The sequence below is a fragment of the Pseudomonas sp. PB106 genome (assembly GCF_009764645.1).
Classification (GTDB): Bacteria; Pseudomonadota; Gammaproteobacteria; order Pseudomonadales; family Pseudomonadaceae; genus Aquipseudomonas.
Genome location: NZ_RWIM01000193.1, coordinates 1 through 24,172 on the forward strand (window position 1 = coordinate 1; position 24,172 = coordinate 24,172).

25 protein-coding genes are annotated in these 24,172 nt (G+C 60.4%); 19 read left to right on the forward strand and 6 right to left on the reverse strand.

The window, feature by feature from the left end:
• Window positions 1-157: 157 nt before the first annotated feature.
• The 12 genes from EJA71_RS24040 to EJA71_RS24095 all read left to right on the forward strand — a co-directional run bounded on the left by EJA71_RS24040 (window position 158) and on the right by EJA71_RS24095 (window position 12,532).
• Window positions 158-763: a DUF4823 domain-containing protein gene (locus tag EJA71_RS24040; RefSeq protein ID WP_158960016.1), complete on the forward strand. Its 606-nt coding sequence runs from the start codon at window positions 158-160 to the stop codon at window positions 761-763.
• Window positions 764-778: 15 nt separating this feature from the next.
• Window positions 779-1,339: a DUF1285 domain-containing protein gene (locus EJA71_RS24045; RefSeq protein WP_158960018.1), complete on the forward strand. Its 561-nt coding sequence runs from the start codon at window positions 779-781 to the stop codon at window positions 1,337-1,339.
• 136 nt (window positions 1,340-1,475) lie between these two features.
• Window positions 1,476-2,192 (forward strand): FadR/GntR family transcriptional regulator, encoded by a 717-nt coding sequence (locus tag EJA71_RS24050; RefSeq protein ID WP_158960020.1) that lies wholly within the window; start codon window positions 1,476-1,478, stop codon window positions 2,190-2,192.
• Between the two features lie 135 nt (window positions 2,193-2,327).
• Window positions 2,328-3,203, forward strand: a complete 876-nt coding sequence (locus EJA71_RS24055; RefSeq protein ID WP_158960022.1) for an SMP-30/gluconolactonase/LRE family protein — start codon at window positions 2,328-2,330, stop codon at window positions 3,201-3,203.
• Between the two features lie 271 nt (window positions 3,204-3,474).
• Entirely contained in the window at window positions 3,475-4,293 is an 819-nt protein-coding gene (locus tag EJA71_RS24060; RefSeq protein WP_158960024.1) for an SDR family oxidoreductase, read from the forward strand.
• 136 nt (window positions 4,294-4,429) lie between these two features.
• The gene (locus EJA71_RS24065) at window positions 4,430-5,434 is read left to right on the forward strand and encodes a substrate-binding domain-containing protein (RefSeq protein WP_158960026.1); all 1,005 of its coding nucleotides are present in this window, start codon (window positions 4,430-4,432) and stop codon (window positions 5,432-5,434) included.
• Window positions 5,435-5,487: 53 nt separating this feature from the next.
• The gene (gene araG / locus EJA71_RS24070) at window positions 5,488-7,035 is read left to right on the forward strand and encodes an L-arabinose ABC transporter ATP-binding protein AraG (protein WP_158960027.1); all 1,548 of its coding nucleotides are present in this window, start codon (window positions 5,488-5,490) and stop codon (window positions 7,033-7,035) included.
• A 12-nt stretch (window positions 7,036-7,047) separates the two neighbouring features.
• Window positions 7,048-8,016, forward strand: coding sequence for an L-arabinose ABC transporter permease AraH (gene araH, locus EJA71_RS24075; protein ID WP_026000669.1), 969 nt, complete (start codon window positions 7,048-7,050; stop codon window positions 8,014-8,016).
• A gap of 197 nt (window positions 8,017-8,213) precedes the next feature.
• Window positions 8,214-8,927, forward strand: a complete 714-nt coding sequence (locus EJA71_RS24080; RefSeq protein ID WP_158960029.1) for a GntR family transcriptional regulator — start codon at window positions 8,214-8,216, stop codon at window positions 8,925-8,927.
• Window positions 8,924-9,922, forward strand: a complete 999-nt coding sequence (locus tag EJA71_RS24085) for an ADP-ribosylglycohydrolase family protein (RefSeq protein ID WP_158960031.1) — start codon at window positions 8,924-8,926, stop codon at window positions 9,920-9,922. The genes EJA71_RS24080 and EJA71_RS24085 overlap by 4 nt, the downstream gene beginning before the upstream one ends.
• A 221-nt stretch (window positions 9,923-10,143) precedes the next feature.
• Window positions 10,144-11,610: a cytosine permease gene (locus EJA71_RS24090; protein ID WP_053122564.1), complete on the forward strand. Its 1,467-nt coding sequence runs from the start codon at window positions 10,144-10,146 to the stop codon at window positions 11,608-11,610.
• Entirely contained in the window at window positions 11,603-12,532 is a 930-nt protein-coding gene (locus tag EJA71_RS24095) for a PfkB family carbohydrate kinase (RefSeq protein ID WP_158960033.1), read from the forward strand. The genes EJA71_RS24090 and EJA71_RS24095 overlap by 8 nt, the downstream gene beginning before the upstream one ends.
• A 123-nt stretch (window positions 12,533-12,655) precedes the next feature.
• Here EJA71_RS24095 and EJA71_RS24100 read toward each other — a convergent pair whose 3' ends face one another.
• The 5 genes from EJA71_RS24100 to EJA71_RS24120 all read right to left on the reverse strand — a co-directional run bounded on the left by EJA71_RS24100 (window position 12,656) and on the right by EJA71_RS24120 (window position 15,786).
• Window positions 12,656-13,036: a Rho termination factor N-terminal domain-containing protein gene (locus EJA71_RS24100; RefSeq protein ID WP_158960035.1), complete on the reverse strand. Its 381-nt coding sequence runs from the start codon at window positions 13,034-13,036 to the stop codon at window positions 12,656-12,658.
• A 63-nt stretch (window positions 13,037-13,099) separates the two neighbouring features.
• Window positions 13,100-13,357: a hypothetical protein gene (locus tag EJA71_RS24105; protein ID WP_158960037.1), complete on the reverse strand. Its 258-nt coding sequence runs from the start codon at window positions 13,355-13,357 to the stop codon at window positions 13,100-13,102.
• A gap of 44 nt (window positions 13,358-13,401) precedes the next feature.
• Window positions 13,402-13,743, reverse strand: a complete 342-nt coding sequence (locus EJA71_RS24110) for a hypothetical protein (protein WP_007908306.1) — start codon at window positions 13,741-13,743, stop codon at window positions 13,402-13,404.
• Between the two features lie 83 nt (window positions 13,744-13,826).
• Window positions 13,827-15,023, reverse strand: a complete 1,197-nt coding sequence (locus EJA71_RS24115) for an MFS transporter (RefSeq protein WP_158960039.1) — start codon at window positions 15,021-15,023, stop codon at window positions 13,827-13,829.
• A gap of 109 nt (window positions 15,024-15,132) precedes the next feature.
• Window positions 15,133-15,786 (reverse strand): HD domain-containing protein, encoded by a 654-nt coding sequence (locus tag EJA71_RS24120; protein ID WP_158960041.1) that lies wholly within the window; start codon window positions 15,784-15,786, stop codon window positions 15,133-15,135.
• Window positions 15,787-16,012: 226 nt separating this feature from the next.
• Between EJA71_RS24120 and EJA71_RS24125 the strand changes: the two genes are divergently transcribed.
• The 6 genes from EJA71_RS24125 to EJA71_RS24150 all read left to right on the forward strand — a co-directional run bounded on the left by EJA71_RS24125 (window position 16,013) and on the right by EJA71_RS24150 (window position 21,883).
• A complete protein-coding gene (locus EJA71_RS24125; RefSeq protein ID WP_158960043.1) occupies window positions 16,013-16,495 on the forward strand; it encodes a GNAT family N-acetyltransferase in 483 nt (160 codons plus the stop codon).
• Between the two features lie 191 nt (window positions 16,496-16,686).
• Complete coding sequence (locus tag EJA71_RS24130; protein ID WP_158960045.1) at window positions 16,687-17,676, forward strand: 2-dehydro-3-deoxygalactonokinase; 990 nt, start codon at window positions 16,687-16,689, stop codon at window positions 17,674-17,676.
• Window positions 17,677-17,695: 19 nt separating this feature from the next.
• The gene (locus EJA71_RS24135; RefSeq protein WP_008085516.1) at window positions 17,696-18,316 is read left to right on the forward strand and encodes a 2-dehydro-3-deoxy-6-phosphogalactonate aldolase; all 621 of its coding nucleotides are present in this window, start codon (window positions 17,696-17,698) and stop codon (window positions 18,314-18,316) included.
• Window positions 18,317-18,377: 61 nt separating this feature from the next.
• Complete coding sequence (gene dgoD, locus EJA71_RS24140) at window positions 18,378-19,526, forward strand: galactonate dehydratase (protein WP_008085519.1); 1,149 nt, start codon at window positions 18,378-18,380, stop codon at window positions 19,524-19,526.
• A 181-nt stretch (window positions 19,527-19,707) separates the two neighbouring features.
• Window positions 19,708-21,018, forward strand: coding sequence for an MFS transporter (locus EJA71_RS24145; protein WP_158960047.1), 1,311 nt, complete (start codon window positions 19,708-19,710; stop codon window positions 21,016-21,018).
• 61 nt (window positions 21,019-21,079) lie between these two features.
• Window positions 21,080-21,883, forward strand: a complete 804-nt coding sequence (locus tag EJA71_RS24150; RefSeq protein WP_158960093.1) for an IclR family transcriptional regulator — start codon at window positions 21,080-21,082, stop codon at window positions 21,881-21,883.
• Here the strand turns inward: EJA71_RS24150 and EJA71_RS24155 are convergent.
• Window positions 21,880-22,932, reverse strand: a complete 1,053-nt coding sequence (locus tag EJA71_RS24155; protein ID WP_007908332.1) for an NAD(P)-dependent alcohol dehydrogenase — start codon at window positions 22,930-22,932, stop codon at window positions 21,880-21,882. The two genes, EJA71_RS24150 and EJA71_RS24155, sit on opposite strands and share 4 nt — an antisense overlap.
• 191 nt (window positions 22,933-23,123) lie before the next feature.
• Here EJA71_RS24155 and EJA71_RS24160 point away from each other — a divergent pair, with 191 nt between their 5' ends.
• Window positions 23,124-24,014, forward strand: coding sequence for an AraC family transcriptional regulator (locus EJA71_RS24160; RefSeq protein ID WP_008085522.1), 891 nt, complete (start codon window positions 23,124-23,126; stop codon window positions 24,012-24,014).
• Window positions 24,015-24,172 lie beyond the last annotated feature (158 nt).

The window sequence follows — 24,172 nt, forward strand, 5'->3', positions numbered from 1 at the left end:
GAGCAAGCTCGCTCCCACATTTGGAATGCATTTCGAATGTGGGAGCGAGCTTGCTCGCGAATACGATCTAACATTCAACGAAGAACCAGAGCTGGCGCAAAAGCTGCATTCAATGGCCATTCGCCGGTTTTCCGTCACCGGCCTCTGGAGGAATAGGATGCGTAGCCTGGTTTTGCTGCTGGCCGTTTTGGCGCTTGGCGGCTGTATGACTGTCAGCGATATGGCCGAAGGCACTCGCTACCAGATGAGTGACGCAGGTCTGCTGGACCACAGCGACAGCCGTCGCGTGAACAACTTCCGTATTCAGCCGGACTCGTTCATCTACATCGCCCAAGGCGCGTTTGCACCGCCGGGCGGTTCTTATCCGCGTCCCAATGTCGTCGCCGAAGAAGCCTTCAAAGGTTTCGTCGAATACTTCCCGATGGTTCGCCGCGCGCGTGCGCCGGAAGGCCTCGATCAGGCGATGGGCGAAGCTCGCGACGCTGGCGCCCACTATCTGCTGTACACCCGTTTCGCCAAGGCTGACGACCGTATCGGCAACTCCGATGAGTGGCTCGACCAAGAAGCCGTGGATCGCCTCGGCATCGATGGCGGCGTGATTCAGATCATGTTGATCGAGACCAACACCCAGTATTTGATTGATACTGCTCGCATCAAGAGTCGTGGCGGTTTACTGACGTTCCACGACAACAAGCCCGAAGACCTGATCGGCCCGCCGCTGGCACAGTACGCGCGCAGCCTGTTGGGAGTCGGCGACCAATAATTCAAGGAGAACGCCATGAGTGGCCCGCAAAAAGCCAATGACCTGTTGGGACAGATCCCCAAAACCAAAGGCTTGCCGCCGGTGCACTTGTGGAACCCGGACTTCTGCGGCGACATCGACATGCGCATCGCCCGCGACGGCACCTGGTACTACCTGGGCACGCCGATCGGGCGCAAGCCGATGGTCAAACTGTTCTCGACGATCATCCGCCGCGATGGCGATGACTATTTCCTGATCACCCCGGTCGAGAAGGTCGGGATCAAGGTTGACGATGCGCCGTTTGTGGCGATTGCCGTCGAGGTAGAAGGCGAGGGAGAGGCGCAGTTGTTGCGCTTCACTACCAACGTCGATGAAACCGCCGAGGCCGGGCCCGAACATCCGATCCGCGTCGAGATAGATCCGACGACACAAGAACCAGCGCCCTACGTGCATATCCGCACTAACCTTGAAGCGTTGATTCACCGCAATGTGTTCTACCAACTGGTGGAACTGGCGGTGAGCCGTGAAATTGATGGCCAGCGTTGGCTTGGCGTGTGGAGCGGCGGCGAGTTCTTCCGCATCGGCCTCGAACCTTAAAAGATCGCAGCCTTCGGCAGCTCCTACGTGGCGTACACCTGTAGGAGCTGCCGAAGGCTGCGATCTTTTTTGTCGTTGACACCCAATCATATGATCATTAGCTTGATCACCCATCGCGATCCGCTTTGAGGTGTTCATGTCCAGCAGCTTTCACGCATCCACGGTCGACTGGCTGGGCAGCTGGATCGCCGCCGGCCAGGTCAAACCGGGGCAGACCATCAAGGTCGAGGCCGATCTGGGCGAACAGCTCGGCGTCAGCCGCACGGTCATCCGCGAAGCTATCAAAACCCTCGTCGCCAAAGGCATGCTCGAAGTCGGGCCTAAAGTCGGCACCCGCGTGCTGCCGGTGCGGCGCTGGAATCTGTTTGATCCGCAAGTCGTTGGTTGGCTGTCGCGCAACGGCTTGCCGGAAAACTTCGTCGACGACCTGCTCGACCTGCGCCGCACCATCGAGCCGATGGCCGTGCGCTGGGCCTGCGAGCGGGCAACACAGGAACAGATCGAAGCGGTGCAACTGGCCTACAACGCCCTTGAGCGCGCAGTGGACTGCGATGCCGATTACAACCGCGCCGATCAGTTCTTCCACGAATGCATTCTTGCGGCGAGCCACAACCAATTCATCGAACAAATGGTCCCGGCCCTCGGCGCGTTGCTGGCGGTGTCGTTCGAAGTTTCCGCTGCTGATCCTGATGAATTGCGGCGTACGTTACCGATCCATAAAGACATGGCCGATGCCATCGCAGCCCGCGACTCCGCGCGAGGCGTGTGGGCGTGCATGACGTTGATCGATAACGCGGATCTGGCGATCAAACGCTTTTACCCGAAAGTCATGGCCGACAAAAAAGCCAGCTGAACACAAAGAAATTCCCTGTAGGAGTGAGCCTGCTCGCGATAGCGGTAAATCAGTCGCATTGAAGTCAACTGACACTACGCCATCGCGAGCAGGCTCACTCCTACAAAAAATCACAAGAACAATTGAGGAGTTGATATGCCGTGGACCGCCCTGACCCAACACCGCGCCCAACTCGGCGAAGGCCCGTTCTGGGACGCGCCTACCCAGGCACTGTACTGGGTCGACATCGCCGGCAAACAGGCCTTGCGCCTGATCGGCCAGAACGTTGAGATCTGGCACATGCCCGAACACGTTTCCGCGTTCATCCCCTGCGCCAGCGCCGATGCTTTGGTCACGCTCAGCAGCGGCGTGTATCGCCTTGATCTTGACTCCCCCGGTCTCGAACCGCGCCTGAGCCTGTTCTGCGTCGCTGACCCGCAACCCGGCAATCGCCCCAATGAAGCACGTTGCGATGGCCAAGGCCGTTTGTGGCTCGGCACCATGCAAAACAACATCGGTGAAAATGGCGAAGACTTGCCGATCACCCGTCGTTCCGGTGGCTTGTTCCGGGTCGATCCCGACAAGCGTGTGACGCCCTTGCTGCGAGGACTGGGGATTCCCAACACGCTGCTGTGGAGCGACGACGGCACCACGCTGCTGTTCGGCGACAGCATGGACAGCACGCTTCATCGCTACTTCATTCACACCGATGGCAACCTCGATGCCGCGCAGGTCTGGTACGGCCCCGACCAGCAGGGCGGCCCGGACGGTTCGGCGATGGATGCTGAAGGCTACGTGTGGAATGCCCGCTGGGACGGCAGTTGCCTGTTGCGTCTGTCACCGGAGGGCAAGGTCGATCGCAAAATCGACCTGCCGGTCAGCCGCCCGACCAGTTGCGTGTTTGGCGGCGAAGATCTGAAGACCCTTTTTGTTACCAGCGCCAAGAGCCCGCACAACCATCCACTGGACGGTGCCGTGCTGTCGATGCGCGTTGATGTTGCAGGAAAGCTCTGTACGCGATTTGCGCATTAAATCCCAAAATATGGGATGCAAAATTATATATTGAGATTATTTGGCGGTCGGGTTTATAGTCGGCTCCAGCAGTAACACGCACTCACACTTAAAAAGAACAAAACAGGTGAAGTGATGCAGCGAATGTCTATCGCACTCCCGTGTGGAGTCCGCGTCTTGCAACGGCCTCAAGCTGTCGGCCGCGCCTGCCTGTTTTGTTTCAAACGCCTTCCGAACCGGACATCGTCAGATGCCCGGTTTTTTTGCGCTTGCGAAACAGGAGTCCAGATCCATGGCTGAACCTCTTTCCCTGCCGCCGGTGCCCGCACCGCCGAAGGGCGAGCGTCTGAAAAACAAGGTCGTGCTGCTGACCGGTGCTGCGCAGGGTATTGGCGAAGCCATCGTCGCTGCGTTCGCTTCGCAGCAAGCAAAATTGGTCATCAGCGATATTCAGGCCGAGAAAGTCGAGCAGGTTGCCGCGCACTGGCGCGAACAGGGCTTTGATGTGCAGGCGCTGAAGGCGGATGTCTCGCGTCAGCAGGATCTGCACGCCATGGCCAAACGCGCCGTTGAACTGCATGGGCGCATTGATGTGCTGGTCAATTGCGCCGGGGTCAACGTGTTCCGCGATCCATTGGAAATGACCGAGGAAGACTGGCGCCGCTGCTTCGCCATCGACCTGGACGGCGCCTGGTTCGGCTGCAAAGCGGTGCTGCCGCAGATGATCGAGCAGGGCGTCGGCAGCATCATCAACATCGCCTCGACCCATTCCAGCCACATCATTCCCGGCTGCTTCCCGTACCCGGTGGCCAAACACGGTTTGCTCGGCCTGACCCGCGCACTTGGCATCGAGTACGCGGCGAAAGGCATCCGCGTCAACGCCATCGCCCCGGGCTACATTGAAACGCAACTGAACGTCGACTACTGGAACGGGTTCGCCGATCCGCATGCCGAGCGGCAGCGCGCCTTCGATCTGCACCCGCCGAAGCGTATCGGTCAGCCGCTCGAAGTGGCGATGACGGCGGTGTTTCTGGCCAGCGACGAAGCACCGTTCATCAACGCGTCATGCATCACCATCGATGGTGGTCGCTCTGTGATGTACCACGACTGAGCGCAGCGGCTTTCATGCGGATCAATCCGCTTGAAATCCAATCATCATACGATATGACTATTTTCAACAGGCTTCGCAGGAACACGCTTTAACGCTTTTCAAACATTGCTCAAAAAAAATAACAAGGAGTCAGCTTATGAAACGTCGTTTCGGGATTCGTACCCTGTGCACTACCGCCCTGGCGGTCACTGCATTCAGCCTGAGCAGTTCGCTGCTCGCTGCCGACACCGTGAAAATCGGTTTTCTGGTCAAACAGGCGGAAGAACCCTGGTTCCAGACCGAGTGGGCCTTCGCCGAGAAAGCCGCCAAGGACAAGGGCTTCGAACTGATCAAGATCGCCGTGCCGGATGGTGAGAAAACCTTGTCGGCCATCGATAGCCTTGCCGCCAACGGCGCCAAGGGCTTTGTGATCTGCCCGCCGGACGTCTCGCTCGGCCCGGCAATCATGGCCAAAGCCAAACTCAATGACCTCAAAGTGATTGCCGTCGATGACCGTTTCGTCGACGCCAACGGCAAGTTCATGGAAGACGTGCCGTACCTCGGCATGGCAGCGTTCGAAGTCGGCCAGAAGCAGGGCAACGCGATGGTTGCCGAAGCGAAAAAACGCAACTGGGACTGGAAAGACACCTACGCGGTGGTCAACACCTACAACGAACTCGACACCGGCAAGAAGCGCACCGACGGCTCGGTGAAGTCCCTTGAAGACGCCGGCATGCCGAAAGATCACATCCTCTTCGCCGCGCTGAAAACCCTCGACGTACCGGGCAGCATGGACGCCACCAACTCGGCACTGGTGAAACTGCCAGGCGCGGCGAAAAACCTGATCATCGGTGGCATGAACGACAACACCGTGCTCGGCGGCGTGCGCGCCACTGAAGCGGCCGGTTTTGCCGCAGCCAACGTGATCGGCATCGGCATCAACGGCACCGACGCCATTGGCGAACTGAAAAAGCCTAACAGCGGCTTCTTCGGTTCGATGCTGCCAAGCCCGCACATCGAAGGCTACAAAACCGCCGAGATGATGTACGAGTGGGTCACCACCGGCAAAGAGCCGCCGAAGTACACCGCGATGGACGACGTCACCCTGATCACCCGCGAAAACTTCAAGCAAGAGCTGGAAAAAATCGGCTTGTGGAACTGACGTAGCGACGGCCCGGGTAGCCGGGCCGTTTTTCGGTGTGAAGAGGTGGCTTTATGCACGCGCAAGTACAGACACAAGCACAACACAGCGCCAGCGGCAGCCTGCGCTTCAACGGGATCGGCAAAACCTTTCCCGGTGTGAAGGCGCTGGACGCCATCAGCTTCGTCGCGCATCCGGGGCAGGTTCATGCCTTGATGGGCGAGAACGGCGCCGGCAAATCGACCCTGCTGAAAATCCTCGGCGGCGCTTACATCCCGAGCAGCGGCGAGTTACAGATCGGCGAACAGACCATGGCGTTCAAGTCGACCGCCGACAGCATCGGCAGCGGCGTCGCGGTGATTCACCAGGAACTGCATCTGGTGCCGGAAATGACCGTCGCCGAGAACCTGTTTCTCGGCCATCTGCCGGCCAGTTTCGGTTTGATCAATCGCGGCACGCTGCGCCAGCAAGCATTGAGTTGCCTGAAAGGCCTGGCCGACGAAATCGATCCGCAAACCAAGGTCGGACGCCTGTCCCTCGGCCAGCGGCAACTGGTGGAAATCGCCAAAGCGCTGTCGCGCGGCGCGCATGTCATTGCCTTCGACGAACCGACCAGCAGCCTGTCGGCCCGCGAGATCGACCGCTTGATGGCGATCATCGGGCGTCTGCGTGACGAGGGCAAAGTCGTGCTCTACGTCTCGCATCGCATGGAAGAAGTGTTCCGTATCTGCGACGCGGTAACGGTGTTCAAGGACGGTCGCTACGTGCGCACCTTCGAGGACATGAGCCAGTTGACCCACGATCAACTGGTGACCTGCATGGTCGGTCGCGACATTCAGGACATCTACGATTATCGTCATCGTCCACGCGGCGCGGTGGCGCTGAAGGTCGACGGTTTGCTCGGCCCGGGCCTGCGTGAGCCGATTAGTTTCGAGGCGCACAAAGGTGAAATTCTTGGTCTGTTCGGGTTGGTCGGGGCAGGGCGCACCGAACTGTTTCGCCTGCTCAGCGGGTTGGAGCGCAACACCGCCGGACGCCTCGAACTGCGTGGCCATGAACTGAAACTGCGCTCACCGCGCGACGCGATTGCGGCGGGCATTCTGCTGTGTCCGGAGGATCGCAAGAAGGAGGGCATCATCCCGCTGGCCAGCGTTGCCGAGAACATCAACATCAGTGCGCGCGGGGCCAACTCCGGCCTCGGTTGCCTGATTCGCGGTCTCTGGGAGAAGGGCAACGCCGACAAGCAGATCAAGTCGCTGAAAGTGAAAACCCCGCACGCCGGCCAGCAGATCAAATTTCTCTCCGGCGGCAATCAGCAGAAGGCCATTCTCGGTCGCTGGCTGTCGATGCCGATGAAAGTTTTGCTGCTCGACGAACCGACGCGCGGCATCGACATCGGTGCCAAAGCGGAGATCTACCAGATCATCCACAACCTCGCCGCCGAGGGCATTTCGGTGATCGTGGTGTCCAGCGACCTGATGGAAGTGATGGGTATTTCCGACCGCATTCTGGTGCTCTGCGAAGGCGCCCTGCGCGGCGAAATCAGCCGTGACCAGGCCAATGAATCCAACCTGCTGCAACTGGCTTTGCCGCGCCACCGCGCTGACGGCGTGGCGAACTGAGAGGTGACTATGATGACAACCCAAAACGAAACCCTGCCCAAAGAGCGCAAACCTCTGGACATGCGCCGCTTCCTTGATGACTGGGTCATGCTGCTGGCGGCTGTGGGCATTTTCGTTGCCTGCACGCTGCTGATCGACAACTTCCTTTCGCCGCTGAACATGCGTGGTTTGGGACTGGCGATTTCCACCACCGGGATCGCCGCGTGCACGATGTTGTATTGCCTGGCGTCGGGGCATTTCGACTTGTCGGTGGGCTCGGTGATTGCCTGCGCCGGCGTGGTCGCGGCGGTGGTGATGCGCGACACCAACAGCGTGTTTCTCGGTGTCAGTGCGGCATTGGTGATGGGCCTGATTGTCGGGCTCATCAACGGCATCGTCATCGCCAAGCTGCGGGTCAACGCGTTGATCACCACGTTGGCGACCATGCAGATCGTTCGCGGTCTGGCGTACATTTTTGCCAACGGCAAAGCGGTGGGCGTGTCGCAGGAATCGTTCTTCGTCTTCGGTAACGGCCAGTTGTTCGGCGTGCCGGTGCCGATTCTGATCACTATCGTCTGCTTTCTGTTTTTTGGCTGGCTGCTGAACTACACCACCTACGGGCGCAACACCATGGCCATCGGCGGTAACCAGGAAGCGGCGCTGCTGGCGGGCGTGAATGTTGATCGGACCAAGATCATTATCTTTGCCGTGCATGGCGTGATTGGTGCGCTGGCGGGTGTGATTCTCGCCTCGCGGATGACCTCCGGGCAGCCGATGATTGGTCAGGGTTTTGAGCTGACGGTGATCTCGGCTTGCGTGTTGGGCGGCGTGTCGCTGAGCGGCGGGATCGGCATGATCCGGCATGTGATTGCCGGGGTGTTGATTCTGGCGATCATTGAGAATGCGATGAACCTGAAGAACATCGATACGTTTTATCAGTATGTGATCCGTGGTTCGATCCTGTTGCTGGCCGTGGTCATCGACCGCCTCAAACAACGCTGAATCCATCCCCAACACGAAAACCTGTGGGAGCTGGCTTGCCAGCGATTGCGGTATAACATTCAACATCAACTTTGGATGTGCCGCCGTCATCGCTGGCAAGCCAGCTCCCACAGGGGATCGCTTCAGCTCCCCGCCTTCTGTCACCTTCCTCAAATATCCCTTGCTCGCCCGCACCCGTTTCGGTTATCAATTTGTACATGATTAGACAGGTACGATTTGACAAGAAACAACGGGTGGTCGACGAACTCGTCCGGCGCATCGAAAGCGGCCTCATGGAGGACGGCTTTCTGTTGCCCGGCGAGCATCAGTTGGCTCAAGAATTCAAAGTCAGCCGAGGCACGCTGCGCGAGGCGCTGGCCGAACTGAAGCGGCGCAAATACATCGCTACGCAGAGCGGCGTCGGGTCGATTGTCACTTTCGACGGGGTCGCCCTCGACCAACGCAGCGGCTGGGCGCAGGCGCTGGCCGACAGCGGGGCGATGATCAATACCGAAGTGCTGCGTCTGGAGGGCGTGACCCGCCCCGATTTGCTGGCGCGTTTCGGCACCGATCAATTCATCACCCTCGACCGTCGTCGCCGTTCCACCGAAGGCACGCTGGTGTCCCTTGAACGTTCTTTGATGCCGGCCACCGGCGGCCTGGAAAGCCTGCCGCGCGTCGGTCTGATCGACAACTCCCTGACCATCACCCTGGCCGCCTACGGTTACGTCGGCGAGCGCGGCGATCAATGGATCGGCGCGGAGCCGCTGAATGCCGAAGACGCCGAACTGCTCGGCCGCCCGGAAGGCACGGTGTTCCTCAAAGCCCTGCGTACCACCTACGACCGGCAGAACCGTTTCATGGAACAGGTCGAAAGCCTGCTCGATCCGGTGCATTTCCGTCTGCACCTGCAATTTGGAGAATCGAAATGACCGCGCTCAACCGTGCCCTCGGTGCGTTTTATGGCCTGGCCCTCGGTGATGCGCTGGGCATGCCGACGCAATCGCTGAACCGCGAAACCATCAAGACCCGGTTCGGCACAATCACCGATCTGCAGGACGCCGGACCTCTGCAACCGATCGCCGCGAACATGCCCAAAGGCTCGATCACCGACGACACCGAGCAGGCGATTCTGGTTGGCGAGTTGCTGGTTGAAGGCAAGGGCCACATCGAACCGGCGATCCTCGCGCAACGCCTGATCGAGTGGGAAGCCGCGATGCAGGCCAAGGGCTCGCAGGATTTGCTCGGCCCGTCGACCAAACGCGCCATCGAAATGATCCTCGCTGGCCATTCGCCGGAGGAGGCCGGTCGCTATGGCACCACCAACGGTGCGGCGATGCGCATCACGCCGGTGGGGATTGCGGCAGATGTTGCCGATCCTGAGCGGTTTATCGCGGCGGTGGTGCAGGCCTGTCAGGTGACTCACAACACCACGCTGGGGATTTCCAGCGCGGCGGCAGTGGCGGCGGTGGTGTCTGCCGGCATCAATGGCGTGGATCTGGGCGAGGCGCTCAACCTCGGCCAGCAAATCGCTCAGCAAGCGGAAACACATGGTCACTGGGTCGCCGGTGGTCGCATTGGTTCGCGCATCAGTTGGGCGCGCAGCATCAGCGTCGACAGTGACAAAGCGCTGCTCGCCGATCTGCTCTACGACGTGATCGGCACTTCGGTGGCATCGCAGGAATCTGTGGTGGTCTCGTTCGCGCTGGCGCAGCAAGTGGCAATCGGTGAGATGAGTGCGTTCGATGCGCTGTGCATGGCTGCCAGTCTGGGTGGTGACACTGACACCATCGCGGCGATTCTCGGCGCGATGCTCGGGGCCTGCCTGGGCCTTGAGTGTTGGCCTGGCGAGATGATCGAGACGGTGAAAACCGTCAACGATCTGGAGCTTGAGCCGTTGGTGCAGGGCCTTTTGGCCTTGCGCTGATTGGGCTGACGCCATCGCTGGCAAGCCAGCTCCCACAGGGGAAGTGCAGACCTTAAGGTTCACTCTGTACCTGTGGGAGCTGGCTTGCCAGCGATAGGCGCACCAAAATTCTTGAATCATTCACCCGCAATGGATCGCGCAGACAGGCCCGGGACGGCCGCAATGTCTTGTCATTCTGCGTCATTGCCACAACCACAAAAAAGGCAAACAGGAGCACCTTCATGAGTTCATCAAACGCCGGGCAAAGCGCCGGGCAACTGGAAACCCGCGGCATCGAACCGGTGCCGGAAGCCGAGTGCAACGGTCATCCGCTGCAACTGTTCTGGGTCTGGTTCGCCGCCAACATTTCCATCCTCGGTCTGCCGCTGGGTGCGACGCTAGTGGCGTTTCGCGGGTTGGCGATCTGGCAGGCGATCATCGTCGCAATCATCGGCGCTGCCGGTTCGTTTGCCGTGGTCGGAATCATCTCGATTGCCGGTCGCCGTGGCCGTGCGCCGAGCCTGACGTTGTCGCGCGCAATCTTCGGCGTGCGCGGCAATATTGGCCCGACGCTGGTCTCGCTGATGTCGCGTCTGGGTTGGGAAACGGTCAACACCACCACCGCGGCATTCGTGCTGTTGTCGCTGTGCTCGATCCTGTTCGGCTCACCGGTTGAGGCGAAAAGCGCACCGGTACTGACGCTGATCTTCATCGCGATTTTTGTCCTGCTGACCTTGTCCGTCTCGGGCCTCGGTCACGCGACCTTGCTGGTGATCCAGAAGTGGGCGACCTACGTGTTCGGCGCGCTGAACATCCTTGTCGGTGGCTTCCTCTGCGCAACCATCGACTGGAGCGCGGTGTTCAACGCCACGCCCGCACCGATGAGCGCAATGATCATCGGTATCGGCACCATGGCTGCCGGCACCGGCATCGGTTGGGCCAACGCAGGCGCCGACATGTCGCGCTATCAGCATCGCAGCGTCAAAGCCGTGCGTCTGGTCGCATCCGCTGCGTTTGGTGCGGGCATTCCGCTGGTGCTGCTGATTACCCTCGGCGGCTTGCTCTCGGTGGGCAACAACGATCTGGCCTCGGCGACTGACCCGATCGTGGCGATTCGCGACATGCTGCCTACCTGGATGGCTGTGCCGTACCTGATCACCGCATTCGGTGGCCTGCTGCTGTCGAACAACCTGTCGGTGTACTCCGCCGGTTTGACCACATTGACGCTGGGCCTGAAGGTCAAGCGCGTGTACGCGGTGGTGGTCGATATCGTCGCGATCTTTGCCGGTTCGATTTACTTCATGCTGATCGCTGACAGCTTCTACGGCCCGTTCATTACCTTCATTTCGCTGCTGGCGGTGCCGATCACCGCGTGGGTCGGGATCTTCATCGTTGACCTGATCCATCGTCACTACTACAGCCCCACCGACCTGCTCGACGTCAGTCCGCGCAGTGCCTACTGGTACAACGGCGGCATCGAGTGGCGTGCGTTCGGCGCGTGGGCGATTGCCATCGTGCTCGGCTTCAGCTTCACCACCATCGGCACCACCGCTGAAAACGTCTGGTTCAAAGGCTTCCTGTCCGACTCGTGGCTGGGCCACAACGGCCTCGGCTGGATCGTGACCTTCGTGGTCGCTGGTGGCATTTACTTCGTCCTCGGCGGGGCGAAAGATCGCCGCGCCGCGCCAACCGAGAATGCTCATGCCTAAGATGTTGCACACCGGCCAGGTCATCATCGACCTGGTCATGGCCGTGGATAAACTGCCGCAGATTGGCGGCGACGTGCTGGCGCAGTCGGCCGGTTTCGAGGCGGGCGGCGGGTTCAACGTGATGGCGGCGGCGGTGCGAAATGGCCTGCCGGTGGTTTATCTGGGTCGGCATGGCACCGGGCGGTTCGGCGATCTGGCGCGCCATGCCATGAACGCTGAAGGCATTCAGATCGGCATCCAAGAGCCTGCGCAACGCGACACCGGGTTGTGTGTGGCGCTGACGGATGCGTCAGCCGAGCGCAGTTTCATTTCCTATATCGGCGCTGAAGGTGAGGTGACCGAGGACGATCTGAACAGCGTCGCGGCCGACGCGGGCGATTACGTTTATCTCAGCGGCTACAGCCTGTTGCACGAAGGCAAGGCCCAAGCGTTGCTCGACTGGACGTTGGCGCTACCGGATTCGATCAAAGTGGTGTTCGATCCGGGCCCGCTGGTCGAGTCGCCGGATGCACCGATGATGCAGGCACTGCTGCCGCGTATCGATGTGTGGACCAGTAACAGTGTTGAAGCACTGCGGTTTACCGGGGCGCAGGACATTGGCGTGGCACTGGACCGTCTCGCTGAACATCTGCCCAAAAATGTGTTGATGGTCGTGCGTGACGGGCCGCAAGGCTGCTGGATTCAACAGGCCAACGAGCGTCGGCATGTGCCGGGGTTTGCCGTGAAAGCCGTGGACAGCAATGGCGCCGGTGATGCCCATGCCGGGGTGTTTATTGCCGGATTAGCGCATGGTTTGACCGCGCATGAAGCGGCGCGTCGGGCGAATGCGGCAGCTGCATTGGCGGTGACGCGCTGGGGGCCGGCCACTTCGCCGGGGGCGGCTGAGGTGGATGCGTTTATCCGCGAGTGCGGCGGCGCTTGATCAACCGCTATCGCTGGCAAGCCAGCTCCCACAACTTATTGTGGTGAACACACATGTGTGGACACCCCGATCCCTGTGGGAGCTGGCTTGCCAGCGATGAGGCCATCGGCCTCATCACAAAACTCAACTGACCTTGCGCAACGCCTCAATCAACTCCTGCTTGCGCATCGATGATCGTCCCGGAATCTTCTTCGCCCGGGCTTCTTTCATCAGGCTATCCACTGTCTGCGTATCCTTCGAAGCCTTGCTGTTACGCGAATGTCCCTCGCGACTGGCGACGGCTCGCCGCGATGACTCTTTGCGATCCTCAGACTTGGCACTCGCCGGTTTCTTGCGCCCGGAACCGCCGGCCTTGTCGCCGCCACCCGATTGCTTGTTCACCGTCGCCCAGGCACGCGCTTCGGCTTCATCTTTCGACACGCCTTTTTTCTCGTAGCCGTCTTCGATGTGTTCGGCTTTGCGCTTCTGCTCGGCGGTGTATTTTTCTTTGCTTCCACGAGGCATGGGAGTTCTCCTCTTGTATGCAGATCAGGCCGTTCGCCGTCTCGGCAGCGAACGGCCCCTGGACTACTGCAGATCCAGCTTGCGCGCCGCTTCAACGCCGGCCGCACTGAGCTTGATCGGCAGGTTCAATGAGTGCTCGCCAGCCTCGTTACAGGTGATATGCCCGTGGTGAATGAGTCCGCGATCCTGCAGGGCGGCGAGGGCGCTGGCCACGACCTTTTCTCCCCGGTAATTGTCCAACACCTCCTTGCCCAGACCACTCGGGTGGGCGTGCAACAGGCGGGTGAGGACTTCTTTTTCCAGGTTTTTATCGACGTTCATGGTTACCTCTTCATGGGTGTGAATAGGACGCTCGCGTCGGCGAACTACTGGCCGGAACCTTCGGAACCGGAACCACCGGTGGTGGTTTTAGAACCGACGCCGGGGCCCGCGTTGTCTGGCGTAGCGGGGGCGTCGGGGGTGTTCATGCCGCCCTGGCGCCCCGGGTCACTGCCCTGCGTGCGCGGGTCGGTGCCGGTGGCGGGCGGCTGATTGATCAGGGGCACTCCCGAGCCATCGGTGTTCATGCCGGGCGCACTGTTGATGGCGGGGGCGCGTGGCGGTGTCGGGTCGGTAGGGCCGGTGCCCGCAGCGGTGGCGGATGCTGCGAACACTGCGGGGCAGAGCAGGGCGCTGAATACGAATGCGGTCAACCTTGACGGGATCATAGGGCTTCTCCAGTGATTTGGAATCCTTACCTGTCGTTGGTCTGCCCTATGCTCGGATTGGTGCCTGATGAACGACGAACGGTCTAGATCGTCGCTGCCGTTTTGATGTTGATTCGGCGCCAGAGCAAGCGCCCAAGGGTGATCAGCCAGTTCGCCAGCGCCACTGCCAGTACCGTGAGCAGCAATGTCGCCATCCCCTGTTCGACGATGATTTTGCCGGCCAGCAACGGAAAGCCGAACACACCAATAAAGTACGAAAGACTGAACAGCAGCAGCGCCTGCGACGTGGTGCCGGTCGGTGCTTCGTTGGCGGCGAGGCCATTGATTACCGAATACGTCAGGCCGTAACCGACACCGAGCATCACCGCCGCCAGCAGATAGCTGAAGCCGCTGTGCACACCGAACGCGAACAAGACGATGGAGCCGAGCATCAACCCCGACAACAGGCAGGACGCGCGCAGCGGATCACGCTTGACCACAAAACCGGCGATCAACATCCGGCTGCTGATGGCCGCACTCATGAAACCGAGGAAGAACAGCGAATAGTCTAGCGAGCGTGCCGCCGCATAACTGGTCTGAAAACTCGACAGCCCGCCGAACACACAACCGCCGAGCCCAACCATGATGATCGGAAACAGCGCACGGGAGCTGAGTACCTGAGTCGTCGCTTGCCAGGTAATTCTCGCGGCTGACGTGGCTTGCGTGCTTTTCAATCGCGCGCCAAGACGCCAGAACAGCAGCACGCCGATCAGGCTCGCCAACGCTGCCAGATAGAACGCCGAGGTCACCGGCAGACCCAGCGCACTGGCGGCACGCCCGAGCAACGGGCCGCTGCCGATGCCGGTCATCATGCTGCCGGACAACAGCGCAAAGTATTTAGCGCGCTGCGCCGGGGTCACCAGACTGGCGACGATGATCGGCCCCAACGTATAGAAAACGCCCCAGCCCAAGCCCAGCAACAAGCCGAAAAACAACAGTAAATGACCGAACCCTGGCGTCATCGCAAAGCCCAGACTCGCCGCCACCAGCAACAGCCCGAACAGCGCAATCGAACGCGCCGCGCCGAGCAAGTCGGACAAGTGCCCGGACATCAGCACCGCCACGAACGTGCTGAGCATCGCCGCCGAAATCACACTGCCGGCATCGTGTTCATTTCCACCGCGCGAACCAATCAACAACGACAGTAAAAACGTCGAGCCATAGGACAGCGACAACAAGTAACTGGCGAGGCAGAACAGGCCGAACAACTTGCCTGACACTTGAGGTGTTGCTTGAGACATGACGCGGTTCCTTGACCGGAAAAATCAGCGTCCTCTGTTTACCACGGTGTGCGCGCAGATTAGGTCTGAGGATGGCGAAGTCAGGATCAGTGCGCGCCGGAGTAAGTGGTCAAACGATGCCGATCTCTTCCTTGAACTGCTCCATGAAACCCTTCAAGCGTTGATGACGGACCCGCGCCAGACGCTGGCCCGCGGCGGTCTGGAAACCCTCGGCGAGGTGCAGCAGTTTGGTCTGGAAGTGATCGAGGCAAAACCGGGTATCGTCGTAGTCGCGTTGTTTCGCCTCAGGATCCTGCGGGTCATACAGCGCCGAGCCCATGCGTCCGGCGACGTAAAAGGTGCGGGCGACGCCGAGCATGCCCAGCGAGTCGAGGCGGTCGGCGTCCTGGACGATTTTCGCTTCGAGGGTGAGCGGGGTGATGTTGGCGGAGAAGCTGTGGGCTTCGATGGCGTGGGCGACGCTGGCGATTTTTGCGCTGGGCCAGTTCAGTTCGGTGAGCACCGATGAAGCCTTGTCTGCCGCCAGCCGTGAGGCTTGCGCGCGCAGTGGGGAGTTCTTTTCAATAGCCACGCAATCGTGCAGCAGTACGGCAGCCAGCAATACCTCTAGATCGCCACCTTCTTCTTCATGCAACGTGCACACGTTGTGCCAGACACGCTGCAGGTGAGCGAGGTCATGGGCGCCGTCGTCGGACAGCTCCAGTGCGTGGGGCAGCAACTCTGTCGCCAGTGCCGCTACGGGTGTAAAACACTCAAAGTTCATAAGCGTCCTTGCAGATTGTCCAAGTCCATTGTGGGAGCGAGCTTGCTCGCGAAGGCATTCTTGCAGTTGACTGAAAGGGTGACTGCAAGGACGCTTTCGCGAGCAAGCTCGCTCCCACACCGGACTGCAGTGTTGCAACATTGGCAGGGTAGTGTGTGTTTTGCCATGTGACGAGCGCCGCCCACGGCCTTAGTATGGCGTTTTCCTTTTCCGACAAGGCCCGTCCATGACGATCGAAATCCGCCCGGCGACCCCCAGCGATGCTCCGCAAATCCTCGCCTTCATCACTGAACTCGCCGATTTCGAAAAGGCCCGTCACGAAGTCATCGCCAGCGTCGCCGATATCGAACGCAGCCTGTTCGGCGAAGGCGCCACCGCCCACGGTCTGATCTGCCTGCGCGACGGTCTGCCAATCGGTTTCGCGGTATTTTTCTTCAGCTATTCGACCTGGCTCGGCAGCAACTGCCTGTACCTCGAAGACCTCTACATCACCCCCGAACAACGCGGTGGCGGCGCCGGCAAAACCCTGCTGCGTCACCTAGCGAAAATCGCCTGCGACAACGACTGTGGCCGCTTCGAATGGAGCGTGCTCGACTGGAATACCCCGGCCATCGATTTTTACAAGTCGCTCGGCGCGCAGCCGCAGGAAGAGTGGGTGCGTTATCGCATGGATGGCAAGGTACTGAGGGAATTCGCTGAAGGTCACTGACTTCATCAAAAGATCGCAGCCTTCGACAGCTCCTACAGGGAATGGGTGAAAACTCTGAAGGAGCTGCCGAAGCCGCGATCTTTTTTTGTCTGCATCCCAAAATATGGGATTGATATTTATATATTGAGATTTCACCACGCCAAGGTTTATAGTCCGTCGCACTCACTGCCAAAAACAAAACAGGTGAAGCGATGCTGGCGCAATTGATCGCGCTCGATTGGGGGACAACCTCATTACGTGCTTACAAACTCGCGGCCGATGGTCTGGTGCTGGAGCAGCGCTCGCTGTCGTCCGGGATCATGCAGTTGCCCAAGACTCCGCGAATCATCAACGGTCGCGAATGCGCCGATGGTTTTGAATTGGCCTTCGACGAGGCCTGCGGCGACTGGCTCGATGCGCAGCCGGACCTGCCGGTGATTGCCTGCGGCATGGTCGGCAGTGCGCAGGGCTGGCGTGAAGCGGCCTACTGCGAGACGCCGGCGAACGTCGCCAATCTCGGAAACTCCCTACAAACAGTTATCAGCCTTCGCGGCACCGTCGTGCATATCGTGCCGGGGGTGATTCAGCGTTCGCGTTTGCCCAACGTGATGCGCGGCGAAGAAACCCAAGTGCTTGGCGTTCTGCAGAACCTGCCGGTCGAGGCGGGCGCTGATCTGCTGATCGGTCTGCCGGGCAGCCACTCGAAATGGGTTGACGTGGTCGATGGCTGCATCACTCATTTCGACACGTTCATGACCGGCGAAGTGTTCGCCGTGCTCAGTGAACACAGCATCCTCGGTCGAACCCAGCAACACAGCGCGACGTTCGATGCTCAAGCATTTGATCGTGGCGTGCAGATTGCGCAGTCGGCGGACGGCGAACTCGGCGTGCTGTCGACCTTGTTCAGTGCCCGCACATTGGGGCTGACCGGTGAACTGAGCCCGACGGCGCAGGCGGATTATCTGTCTGGCCTGATGATTGGCCATGAATTGGCAGCACTTGCCAGCGCTCAACGCCGTCGCCGCAACAACCCGAATCTTCCTTCGATCATCCTCATCGGCAACGCGCAATTGTGTGCGCGCTACCGCCGTGCCCTCGATGCCTGTGGCTTCGCCAACGTTACCCTGGCCGAGCAGGCCACCGAGCGTGGCTTGTGGCAATTGGCGCTGGCTGCCGGACTGATCGATTCCTCATCCCGTTAACCCTGACTGGAGGCCTGACATGCTCAAGCAAGCATTGGCGCAAAACGGTCTGATCGCGATTCTGCGTGGCCTGCACCCGCAGGAAGCTGCCGCTGTCGGAGAAGTCCTGTATGCCGCCGGATTTCGCGTCATCGAAGTACCGCTCAATTCCCCATCGCCGTACGAAAGTATCCGTATCCTGCGCAAGACCTTGCCCGCCGATTGCCTGATCGGTGCCGGCACGGTGCTGACGCCGGAACAGGTCGAGTTGGTGAAGGAGGCCGGCGGTCAGGTGATCGTCATGCCGCACAGCGATGCCAAGGTGTTGCGCGCAGCCAAAGCGGCGGGGCTGTTTTTGTCGCCCGGCGTTGCCACACCGACCGAAGCGTTCGCGGCGCTGGCAGAGGGCGCGGACATTCTCAAGCTGTTCCCCGCCGAGCAAATGGGCCCGGCGGTCGTCAAAGCCTGGCTCGCGGTGTTGCCGTCCGGAACGGTGCTGGCGCCGGTCGGCGGCATCACGCCGGACAACATGCAGGCGTTTATCGACGCTGGCGTGAAAGGTTTCGGTCTCGGTTCCGGCCTGTTCAAACCGGGCATGACGCCGGAGCAGGTGGCGGTGAATGCCAAGGCTTATGTGGCCGCGTGGAAGGCGCTTCGCTAGGACTTTTTGGCGCTGCGTGCGCTGCATCTAACAAGAGCTGCATTTACAAAAGAGAGCAGAGATGAAAATCACCAAACTCACCACCTTCATCGTTCCGCCGCGCTGGTGCTTCCTCAAGGTCGAAACCGACGAGGGCGTGACCGGTTGGGGCGAACCTGTGGTCGAAGGGCGCGCGCACACCGTTGCGGCTGCCGTCGAAGAATTGTCCGACTACCTGATCGGCAAAGATCCACGCAATATCGAAGACATCTGGACGGTGCTGTATCGCGGCGGTTTCTACCGTGGCGGCGCGATCCACATGAGTGCGCTGGCCGGTATCGATCAGGCGCTGTGGGACATCAAGGGCAAGGCGCTCGGGGTGTCGGTGAGCGATCTGCTCGGTGGTCAGGTGCGCGACAAGATTCGCGTGTATTCGTGGATCGGCGGCGACCGTCCGGCCGACACCGCGCGTGCGGCGAAAGAGGCGGTGAGTCGTGGTTTCACCGCGGTGAAAATGAACGGCACCGAAGAGCTGCAATTTCTCGACACTTTCGAAAAGGTTGACCTTGCGCTGGCCAACGTCGCCGCCGTGCGTGACGCGGTCGGGCCGAACGTCGGCATCGGCGTCGACTTCCATGGCCGCGTGCACAAGCCGATGGCCAAGGTGCTGATGAAGGAACTCGACCCGTACAAACTGATGTTCATCGAAGAACCGGTGTTGAGCGAAAACTACGAAGCGTTGAAAGAACTGGCGCCGTTGACCAGCACGCCGATTGCCCTCGGCGAGCGTTTGTTTTCGCGTTGGGACTTTAAACGCGTGTTGAGCGAAGGTTACGTCGACATCATCCAGCCGGACGCCTCGCACGCCGGCGGCATCACCGAAACCCGCAAGATCGCCAACATGGCCGAAGCCTACGACGTGGCGCTGGCGCTGCATTGCCCGCTGGGGCCGATTGCACTGGCGGCGTGTTTACAACTGGACGCCGTTTGTTACAACGCGTTTATCCAGGAGCAGAGCCTGGGCATCCATTACAACGAGAGCAACGACTTGCTCGACTACGTGAAGGATCCACGGGTGTTCGATTACGACAAAGGTTTCGTGAAGATCCCGAACGGGCCGGGCCTGGGCATCGAGATCAACGAGGAATACGTGATCGAGCGTGCAGCTGTCGGCCACCGCTGGCGCAACCCGATCTGGCGCCATGCCGATGGCAGTTTTGCCGAGTGGTGATTTGTCCCTGACACACCCGATGAGATCGTTCCCACGCTCTGCGTGGGAATGCCTCTATGGACGCTCTGCGTCCGCTTTTGGGACGCGGAGCGTCCCTGGCTGCATTCCCACGCGGAGCGTGGGAACGATCAGGTGCAAGGCCTCAGGCCGACCTCAATAAACATAAAAAGAGGCTCTCCCCATGCAACCGCAAACCCTCACCGGGCAGGCGTCTTTAGTCACGCCTAGCCGCAAGCGGTTTTTCATCATGGTGTTGCTGTTTATCACCGTGGTCATCAACTACCTCGACCGCAGCAACCTGTCGATTGCCGCGCCAGCGCTGACCAGTGAGCTGGGCATCGATCCGATTCACGTAGGCCTGATCTTTTCCGCGTTCGGCTGGACCTATGCCGCCATGCAGATCCCCGGCGGCTGGCTGGTCGATCGCGTGCCACCGCGCATTCTTTACAGCGTCGCGTTGCTGCTGTGGTCGATTGCCACGGTGATGCTCGGTTTCGCCGCCAGTTTTATCGCGCTGTTCGTGTTGCGCATGGCGGTCGGCGCGCTGGAAGCACCGGCGTATCCGATCAATAGCCGCGTGGTGACGACTTGGTTTCCCGAGCGTGAACGCGCCACGGCCATTGGTTTCTACACCTCGGGGCAGTTCGTCGGCCTGGCCTTCCTGACCCCGGTGCTGGCTTGGCTGCAGCACGAATTCGGCTGGCACATGGTCTTCGTCGCGACCGGCGCGGTGGGCATCATTTGGGCGGTGATCTGGTACGCGGTGTATCGCGAGCCACGGGATTTCAAGGGCGCCAACGAAGCCGAAATCGACTTGATCCGTGAAGGCGGTGGTCTGGTCGATATCCAGCAGGAAACGGCCAAGGTCAAAGCCAAATTCAGCTGGACCGATTTGGGCATTGTCCTGACCAAACGCAAGTTGTGGGGCATCTACCTCGGCCAGTTCTGCCTGAACTCGACGCTATGGTTTTTCCTCACATGGTTCCCGACCTACCTGGTGAAATATCGCGGCATGGACTTCATCAAGTCCGGCCTGCTCGCGTCGCTGCCATTTCTGGCCGCGTTCGTTGGCGTGCTGTGTTCGGGATTCTTTTCCGACTTCCTGATTCGGCGCGGCTACACGGTTGGCTTTGCGCGCAAGTTGCCGATCATTGGCGGCCTGCTGATTTCCACCTCGATCATCGGTGCCAACTTCGTTGAGTCGACGCCGCTGGTGATTGCCTTTCTGGCGCTGGCGTTTTTCGGCAATGGTCTGGCCTCGATCACGTGGTCGCTGGTCTCGACGTTGGCGCCGGCACGGCTGCTCGGCCTGACTGGCGGGGTGTTCAACTTCATCGGCAATCTGTCTGCGATTGCCACGCCGATCGTGATTGGCTTCCTCGCCAGCGGCGATTCGTTTGCGCCGGCGATCACCTATATCGCGGTGCTCGCCTTGATCGGTGCTTTGTCCTACGTGCTGCTGGTCGGCAAGGTCGAGCGTATCGAGTTGTAGTGGTCTGCGTCGGGCGACCATAATGCCGCCCGTTCCTTCGCTCAACGGTAAAAGGCTGGATATGCAGGAAGACGCCCCGGAAAAAACCAAGGACGCCGCACCCACCGGCACCCAGACGCTATTGCGTGGCCTGGGAGTGGTGCAAGCGGTGGCCAGTGGCGCCCGCGATCTCAAGGAGATTGCCCGGCTGATCGGCACCACGCGCAGTACCACCCATCGTCTGGCCAGTTGTCTGGTCGACGAGCGCTACTTGCGTGTGGTGCCGCAAGTCGGTTATCTGCTCGGGCCGAAGCTGATCGAACTGGGTTTCCAGGCGCGCGAAGAGTTGCCGCTGGTGACCTTGGCCGCACCGTATCTGGACGAGCTGTCGGCGCTGACCGGTGACACCGTGCACTTGGGCATTCGTGAAGGCGATGAAGTGCTGTACTTGCTGAAGAATCCAGGGCGCAATGGCCCGGAAATGCGTTCGCGCGTCGGCCATCGCATGCCGCTGGCGCGTACCGGGATCGGCAAGGCGTTGATGCTCGATGATTCGCCGAAAGATTGGCAGCGTCTGTACGACATCAGCCTGCCGGCCGGTGGGAAAAGTCAGTTCTGGCCGCAGCATCCCCAGCAGTCGTGGGAACAGCTGGAGCAGCGCATGACCGAATACGTCGCCGGTGGCTACGCCTTCGATCTGGAGGACAACGAACCGTCGATCCGCTGCGTGGCGGCGCCGATTCGCGATGCGAGCAAGGGCATCGTGGCGGCGATCAGCATCGCCAGCACCGTGCCGTACATGCCGCTGGAAAAAATGGCCGAGCTGATTCCCCTGATCAAAGGGGTCACAGCCCGGCTCTCGGCGGAACTCGGTCTGAAGATTTAAACCTTGAGCGTCGCCATGTCGATGACGAAACGGTACTTCACGTCGCCGGCGATCATTCGGGCGTAAGCCTCGTTGATCTGGCGGATGTCGAGCATTTCGATGTCGCAGGTGATGTTGTGTTCGGCGCAGAAATCCAGCACTTCCTGGGTTTCGGCGACGCCACCGATCAACGAACCGGCCAACACGCGACGGCTCATCACCAGTTTGCCGGCGTGAACTGGCGGATCGATCGGTTCGATCAGGCCAACCAGAATGTGCACGCCGTCGAAACGCAGGGTGTCGAGGTACGGGTTGAGATCGTGCTGCACCGGAATGGTGTCGAGCAGGAAGTCGAAGTAACCGGCAGCGGCTTTCATCTGTTCGGCGTCGGTGGAAACGATCACATGATCGGCACCCTGACGACGACCTTCTTCCGCTTTGCTCGCCGAGCGGGTGAACAGCGTGACTTCAGCGCCCATGGCTTTGGCAAACTTGATGCCCATGTGGCCCAAACCGCCCATGCCGAGGATCCCGACCTTATCGCCAGCCTTGACGCCGTAGTGCTTGAGCGGAGAGTAGGTGGTGATGCCGGCGCAAAGGATCGGCGCGGCGCTGGCCAGAGCCAGTTTCTCTGGAATGCGCACAACGAAGTGTTCGCTGACGACGATGCTGTCGGAATAACCGCCCATGGTGTTGCTGCCATCCACCCGATCCGGGGTGGCGTAAGTCATGGTCGGGCCTTCGAGGCAGTATTGCTCCAGGTTCGATTGGCAGGCTTCGCAGGTGCGGCACGAGTCGACCATGCAGCCAACCCCGACCAGATCGCCTACTTTGTGTTGGGTGACATTCGCACCGATCGCGGTGACTTTTCCGACGATCTCGTGGCCGGGCATCAACGGGTAAACGGCGATACCCCATTCGTTGCGCGCCTGGTGGATATCGGAGTGGCAGACGCCGCAATAGAGAATCTCGATGGCGACGTCGTCGGCGCGCGGGCTGCGGCGTTCGAATTTCATCGGGGCGAGGGGGGTGGTGGCCGATTGGGCGGCATAGCCGATGGCGGTATACATGTGAAACCTCGCAAAAGCAGGAACAAGTGAGGCGGCGCATTCTGGGCGCCGACTGACCGGTCGGCCATGACGATTCCTCCGGGTCTCATGCCTAATCCTCCGGCATGCGGGTTTGATCGGTCGTATTGGCAAAAGGATCTGCGATGATGCTTTTATCCCTTTTTTCGCCACATTTTCAGTGAAGAGTTTTGATGCAATTAACCCGTCATCTTGATGCCAATGCCCGGCTGGTTTCGTTGATCGAACCGCTGGCGCTGCGCGATGGTTATTCGCCGACCGGGTTGCCCGGTGTGCAGGTGTTGCGCGCCAGTTGCGACGTTGCCCGTGGCCCGCACATTTATGAGCCGAGCCTGATGATCATCGCGCAGGGCAGCAAACTGGCGTTTCTCGGGCCACGGACGATGGAATATGGCGCCGGGCATTATTTGATTCAGGCGCTGCCGGTGCCGTTCGAGTGCGAGACGTTTGCCTTGCCGGATGCGCCGTTGCTCGGGGTGTCGGTGGCGATTGATCGGGTGTTGCTCGGTGAGTTGGTGTTGGCCATGGGACTGGCACCGGGCCGGCATATTCCGGCACAGACGCCGGAGTCGATGACGTCGGTGGTGCTCGACGATGACATGCGAGGGTGTGTCGAGCGGTTGCTGAGCTGCCTGCACGATCCGCTGGAATGCCAGATTCTCGGGCCGGCGCGGGTTCGGGAGTTGTTGTTTGTCGCGTTGCGCGGGCCGCAGGCCGATGTGTTGCGCGCGTTGGTCGAGCAGCAGGGGCAGTTCGCGCGGGTGGCGGCGTCGATCAGTCATCTGCACGCGCATTACACCGAGCCATTGAATGTCGAGACCCTGGCCGGTTGCGCGAACATGAGCGTGTCGACCTTTCATGAGCACTTCAAACGCAGCACGTTGTTGTCGCCGGTGCAGTATTTGAAACGCTTGCGACTGTTGAAGGCGCAGACGTTGCTGGTGGCGGAGGGGTTGGGTGTGGCGCAGGTGGCGCATCGGGTGGGGTATCAGAGCACGTCGCAGTTCAGCCGCGAGTACAAGCGCTACTTCGAGCGCAGCCCGGGTGACGAGCGCGCTGCCTGAAGATTTACACACTCCCTGTGGGAGCTGGCCAGCGATAGCGGTGGTTCAGTTTGCCGTGATGTAGTTTGACACGGCCCCATCGCTGGCAAGCCAGCTCCCACAGGGATTGTGTTGCTAGCGGAATTGTGAGCAACAAAAAGGCCCCCGATTTGGGAGCC

What these genes read in the sequence shown, in the direction of transcription:
- EJA71_RS24145 (WP_158960047.1), top strand. Translation starts at nt 19,708, where the DNA reads ATGCAACCGCAAACCCTCACCGGGCAGGCGTCTTTAGTCACGCCTAGC.
- EJA71_RS24125 (WP_158960043.1), top strand. Translation starts at nt 16,013, where the DNA reads ATGACGATCGAAATCCGCCCGGCGACCCCCAGCGATGCTCCGCAAATC.
- EJA71_RS24045 (WP_158960018.1), top strand. Translation starts at nt 779, where the DNA reads ATGAGTGGCCCGCAAAAAGCCAATGACCTGTTGGGACAGATCCCCAAA.
- EJA71_RS24040 (WP_158960016.1), top strand. Translation starts at nt 158, where the DNA reads ATGCGTAGCCTGGTTTTGCTGCTGGCCGTTTTGGCGCTTGGCGGCTGT.
- EJA71_RS24080 (WP_158960029.1), top strand. Translation starts at nt 8,214, where the DNA reads ATGATTAGACAGGTACGATTTGACAAGAAACAACGGGTGGTCGACGAA.
- EJA71_RS24135 (WP_008085516.1), top strand. Translation starts at nt 17,696, where the DNA reads ATGCTCAAGCAAGCATTGGCGCAAAACGGTCTGATCGCGATTCTGCGT.
- EJA71_RS24100 (WP_158960035.1), bottom strand. Translation starts at nt 13,036, where the DNA reads ATGCCTCGTGGAAGCAAAGAAAAATACACCGCCGAGCAGAAGCGCAAA.
- dgoD (WP_008085519.1), top strand. Translation starts at nt 18,378, where the DNA reads ATGAAAATCACCAAACTCACCACCTTCATCGTTCCGCCGCGCTGGTGC.
- EJA71_RS24095 (WP_158960033.1), top strand. Translation starts at nt 11,603, where the DNA reads ATGCCTAAGATGTTGCACACCGGCCAGGTCATCATCGACCTGGTCATG.
- EJA71_RS24055 (WP_158960022.1), top strand. Translation starts at nt 2,328, where the DNA reads ATGCCGTGGACCGCCCTGACCCAACACCGCGCCCAACTCGGCGAAGGC.
- EJA71_RS24065 (WP_158960026.1), top strand. Translation starts at nt 4,430, where the DNA reads ATGAAACGTCGTTTCGGGATTCGTACCCTGTGCACTACCGCCCTGGCG.
- EJA71_RS24115 (WP_158960039.1), bottom strand. Translation starts at nt 15,023, where the DNA reads ATGTCTCAAGCAACACCTCAAGTGTCAGGCAAGTTGTTCGGCCTGTTC.
- EJA71_RS24090 (WP_053122564.1), top strand. Translation starts at nt 10,144, where the DNA reads ATGAGTTCATCAAACGCCGGGCAAAGCGCCGGGCAACTGGAAACCCGC.
- EJA71_RS24110 (WP_007908306.1), bottom strand. Translation starts at nt 13,743, where the DNA reads ATGATCCCGTCAAGGTTGACCGCATTCGTATTCAGCGCCCTGCTCTGC.
- EJA71_RS24050 (WP_158960020.1), top strand. Translation starts at nt 1,476, where the DNA reads ATGTCCAGCAGCTTTCACGCATCCACGGTCGACTGGCTGGGCAGCTGG.
- EJA71_RS24105 (WP_158960037.1), bottom strand. Translation starts at nt 13,357, where the DNA reads ATGAACGTCGATAAAAACCTGGAAAAAGAAGTCCTCACCCGCCTGTTG.
- EJA71_RS24120 (WP_158960041.1), bottom strand. Translation starts at nt 15,786, where the DNA reads ATGAACTTTGAGTGTTTTACACCCGTAGCGGCACTGGCGACAGAGTTG.
- EJA71_RS24085 (WP_158960031.1), top strand. Translation starts at nt 8,924, where the DNA reads ATGACCGCGCTCAACCGTGCCCTCGGTGCGTTTTATGGCCTGGCCCTC.
- EJA71_RS24150 (WP_158960093.1), top strand. Translation starts at nt 21,080, where the DNA reads ATGCAGGAAGACGCCCCGGAAAAAACCAAGGACGCCGCACCCACCGGC.
- EJA71_RS24160 (WP_008085522.1), top strand. Translation starts at nt 23,124, where the DNA reads ATGCAATTAACCCGTCATCTTGATGCCAATGCCCGGCTGGTTTCGTTG.
- EJA71_RS24155 (WP_007908332.1), bottom strand. Translation starts at nt 22,932, where the DNA reads ATGTATACCGCCATCGGCTATGCCGCCCAATCGGCCACCACCCCCCTC.
- EJA71_RS24060 (WP_158960024.1), top strand. Translation starts at nt 3,475, where the DNA reads ATGGCTGAACCTCTTTCCCTGCCGCCGGTGCCCGCACCGCCGAAGGGC.
- EJA71_RS24130 (WP_158960045.1), top strand. Translation starts at nt 16,687, where the DNA reads ATGCTGGCGCAATTGATCGCGCTCGATTGGGGGACAACCTCATTACGT.
- araG (WP_158960027.1), top strand. Translation starts at nt 5,488, where the DNA reads ATGCACGCGCAAGTACAGACACAAGCACAACACAGCGCCAGCGGCAGC.
- araH (WP_026000669.1), top strand. Translation starts at nt 7,048, where the DNA reads ATGACAACCCAAAACGAAACCCTGCCCAAAGAGCGCAAACCTCTGGAC.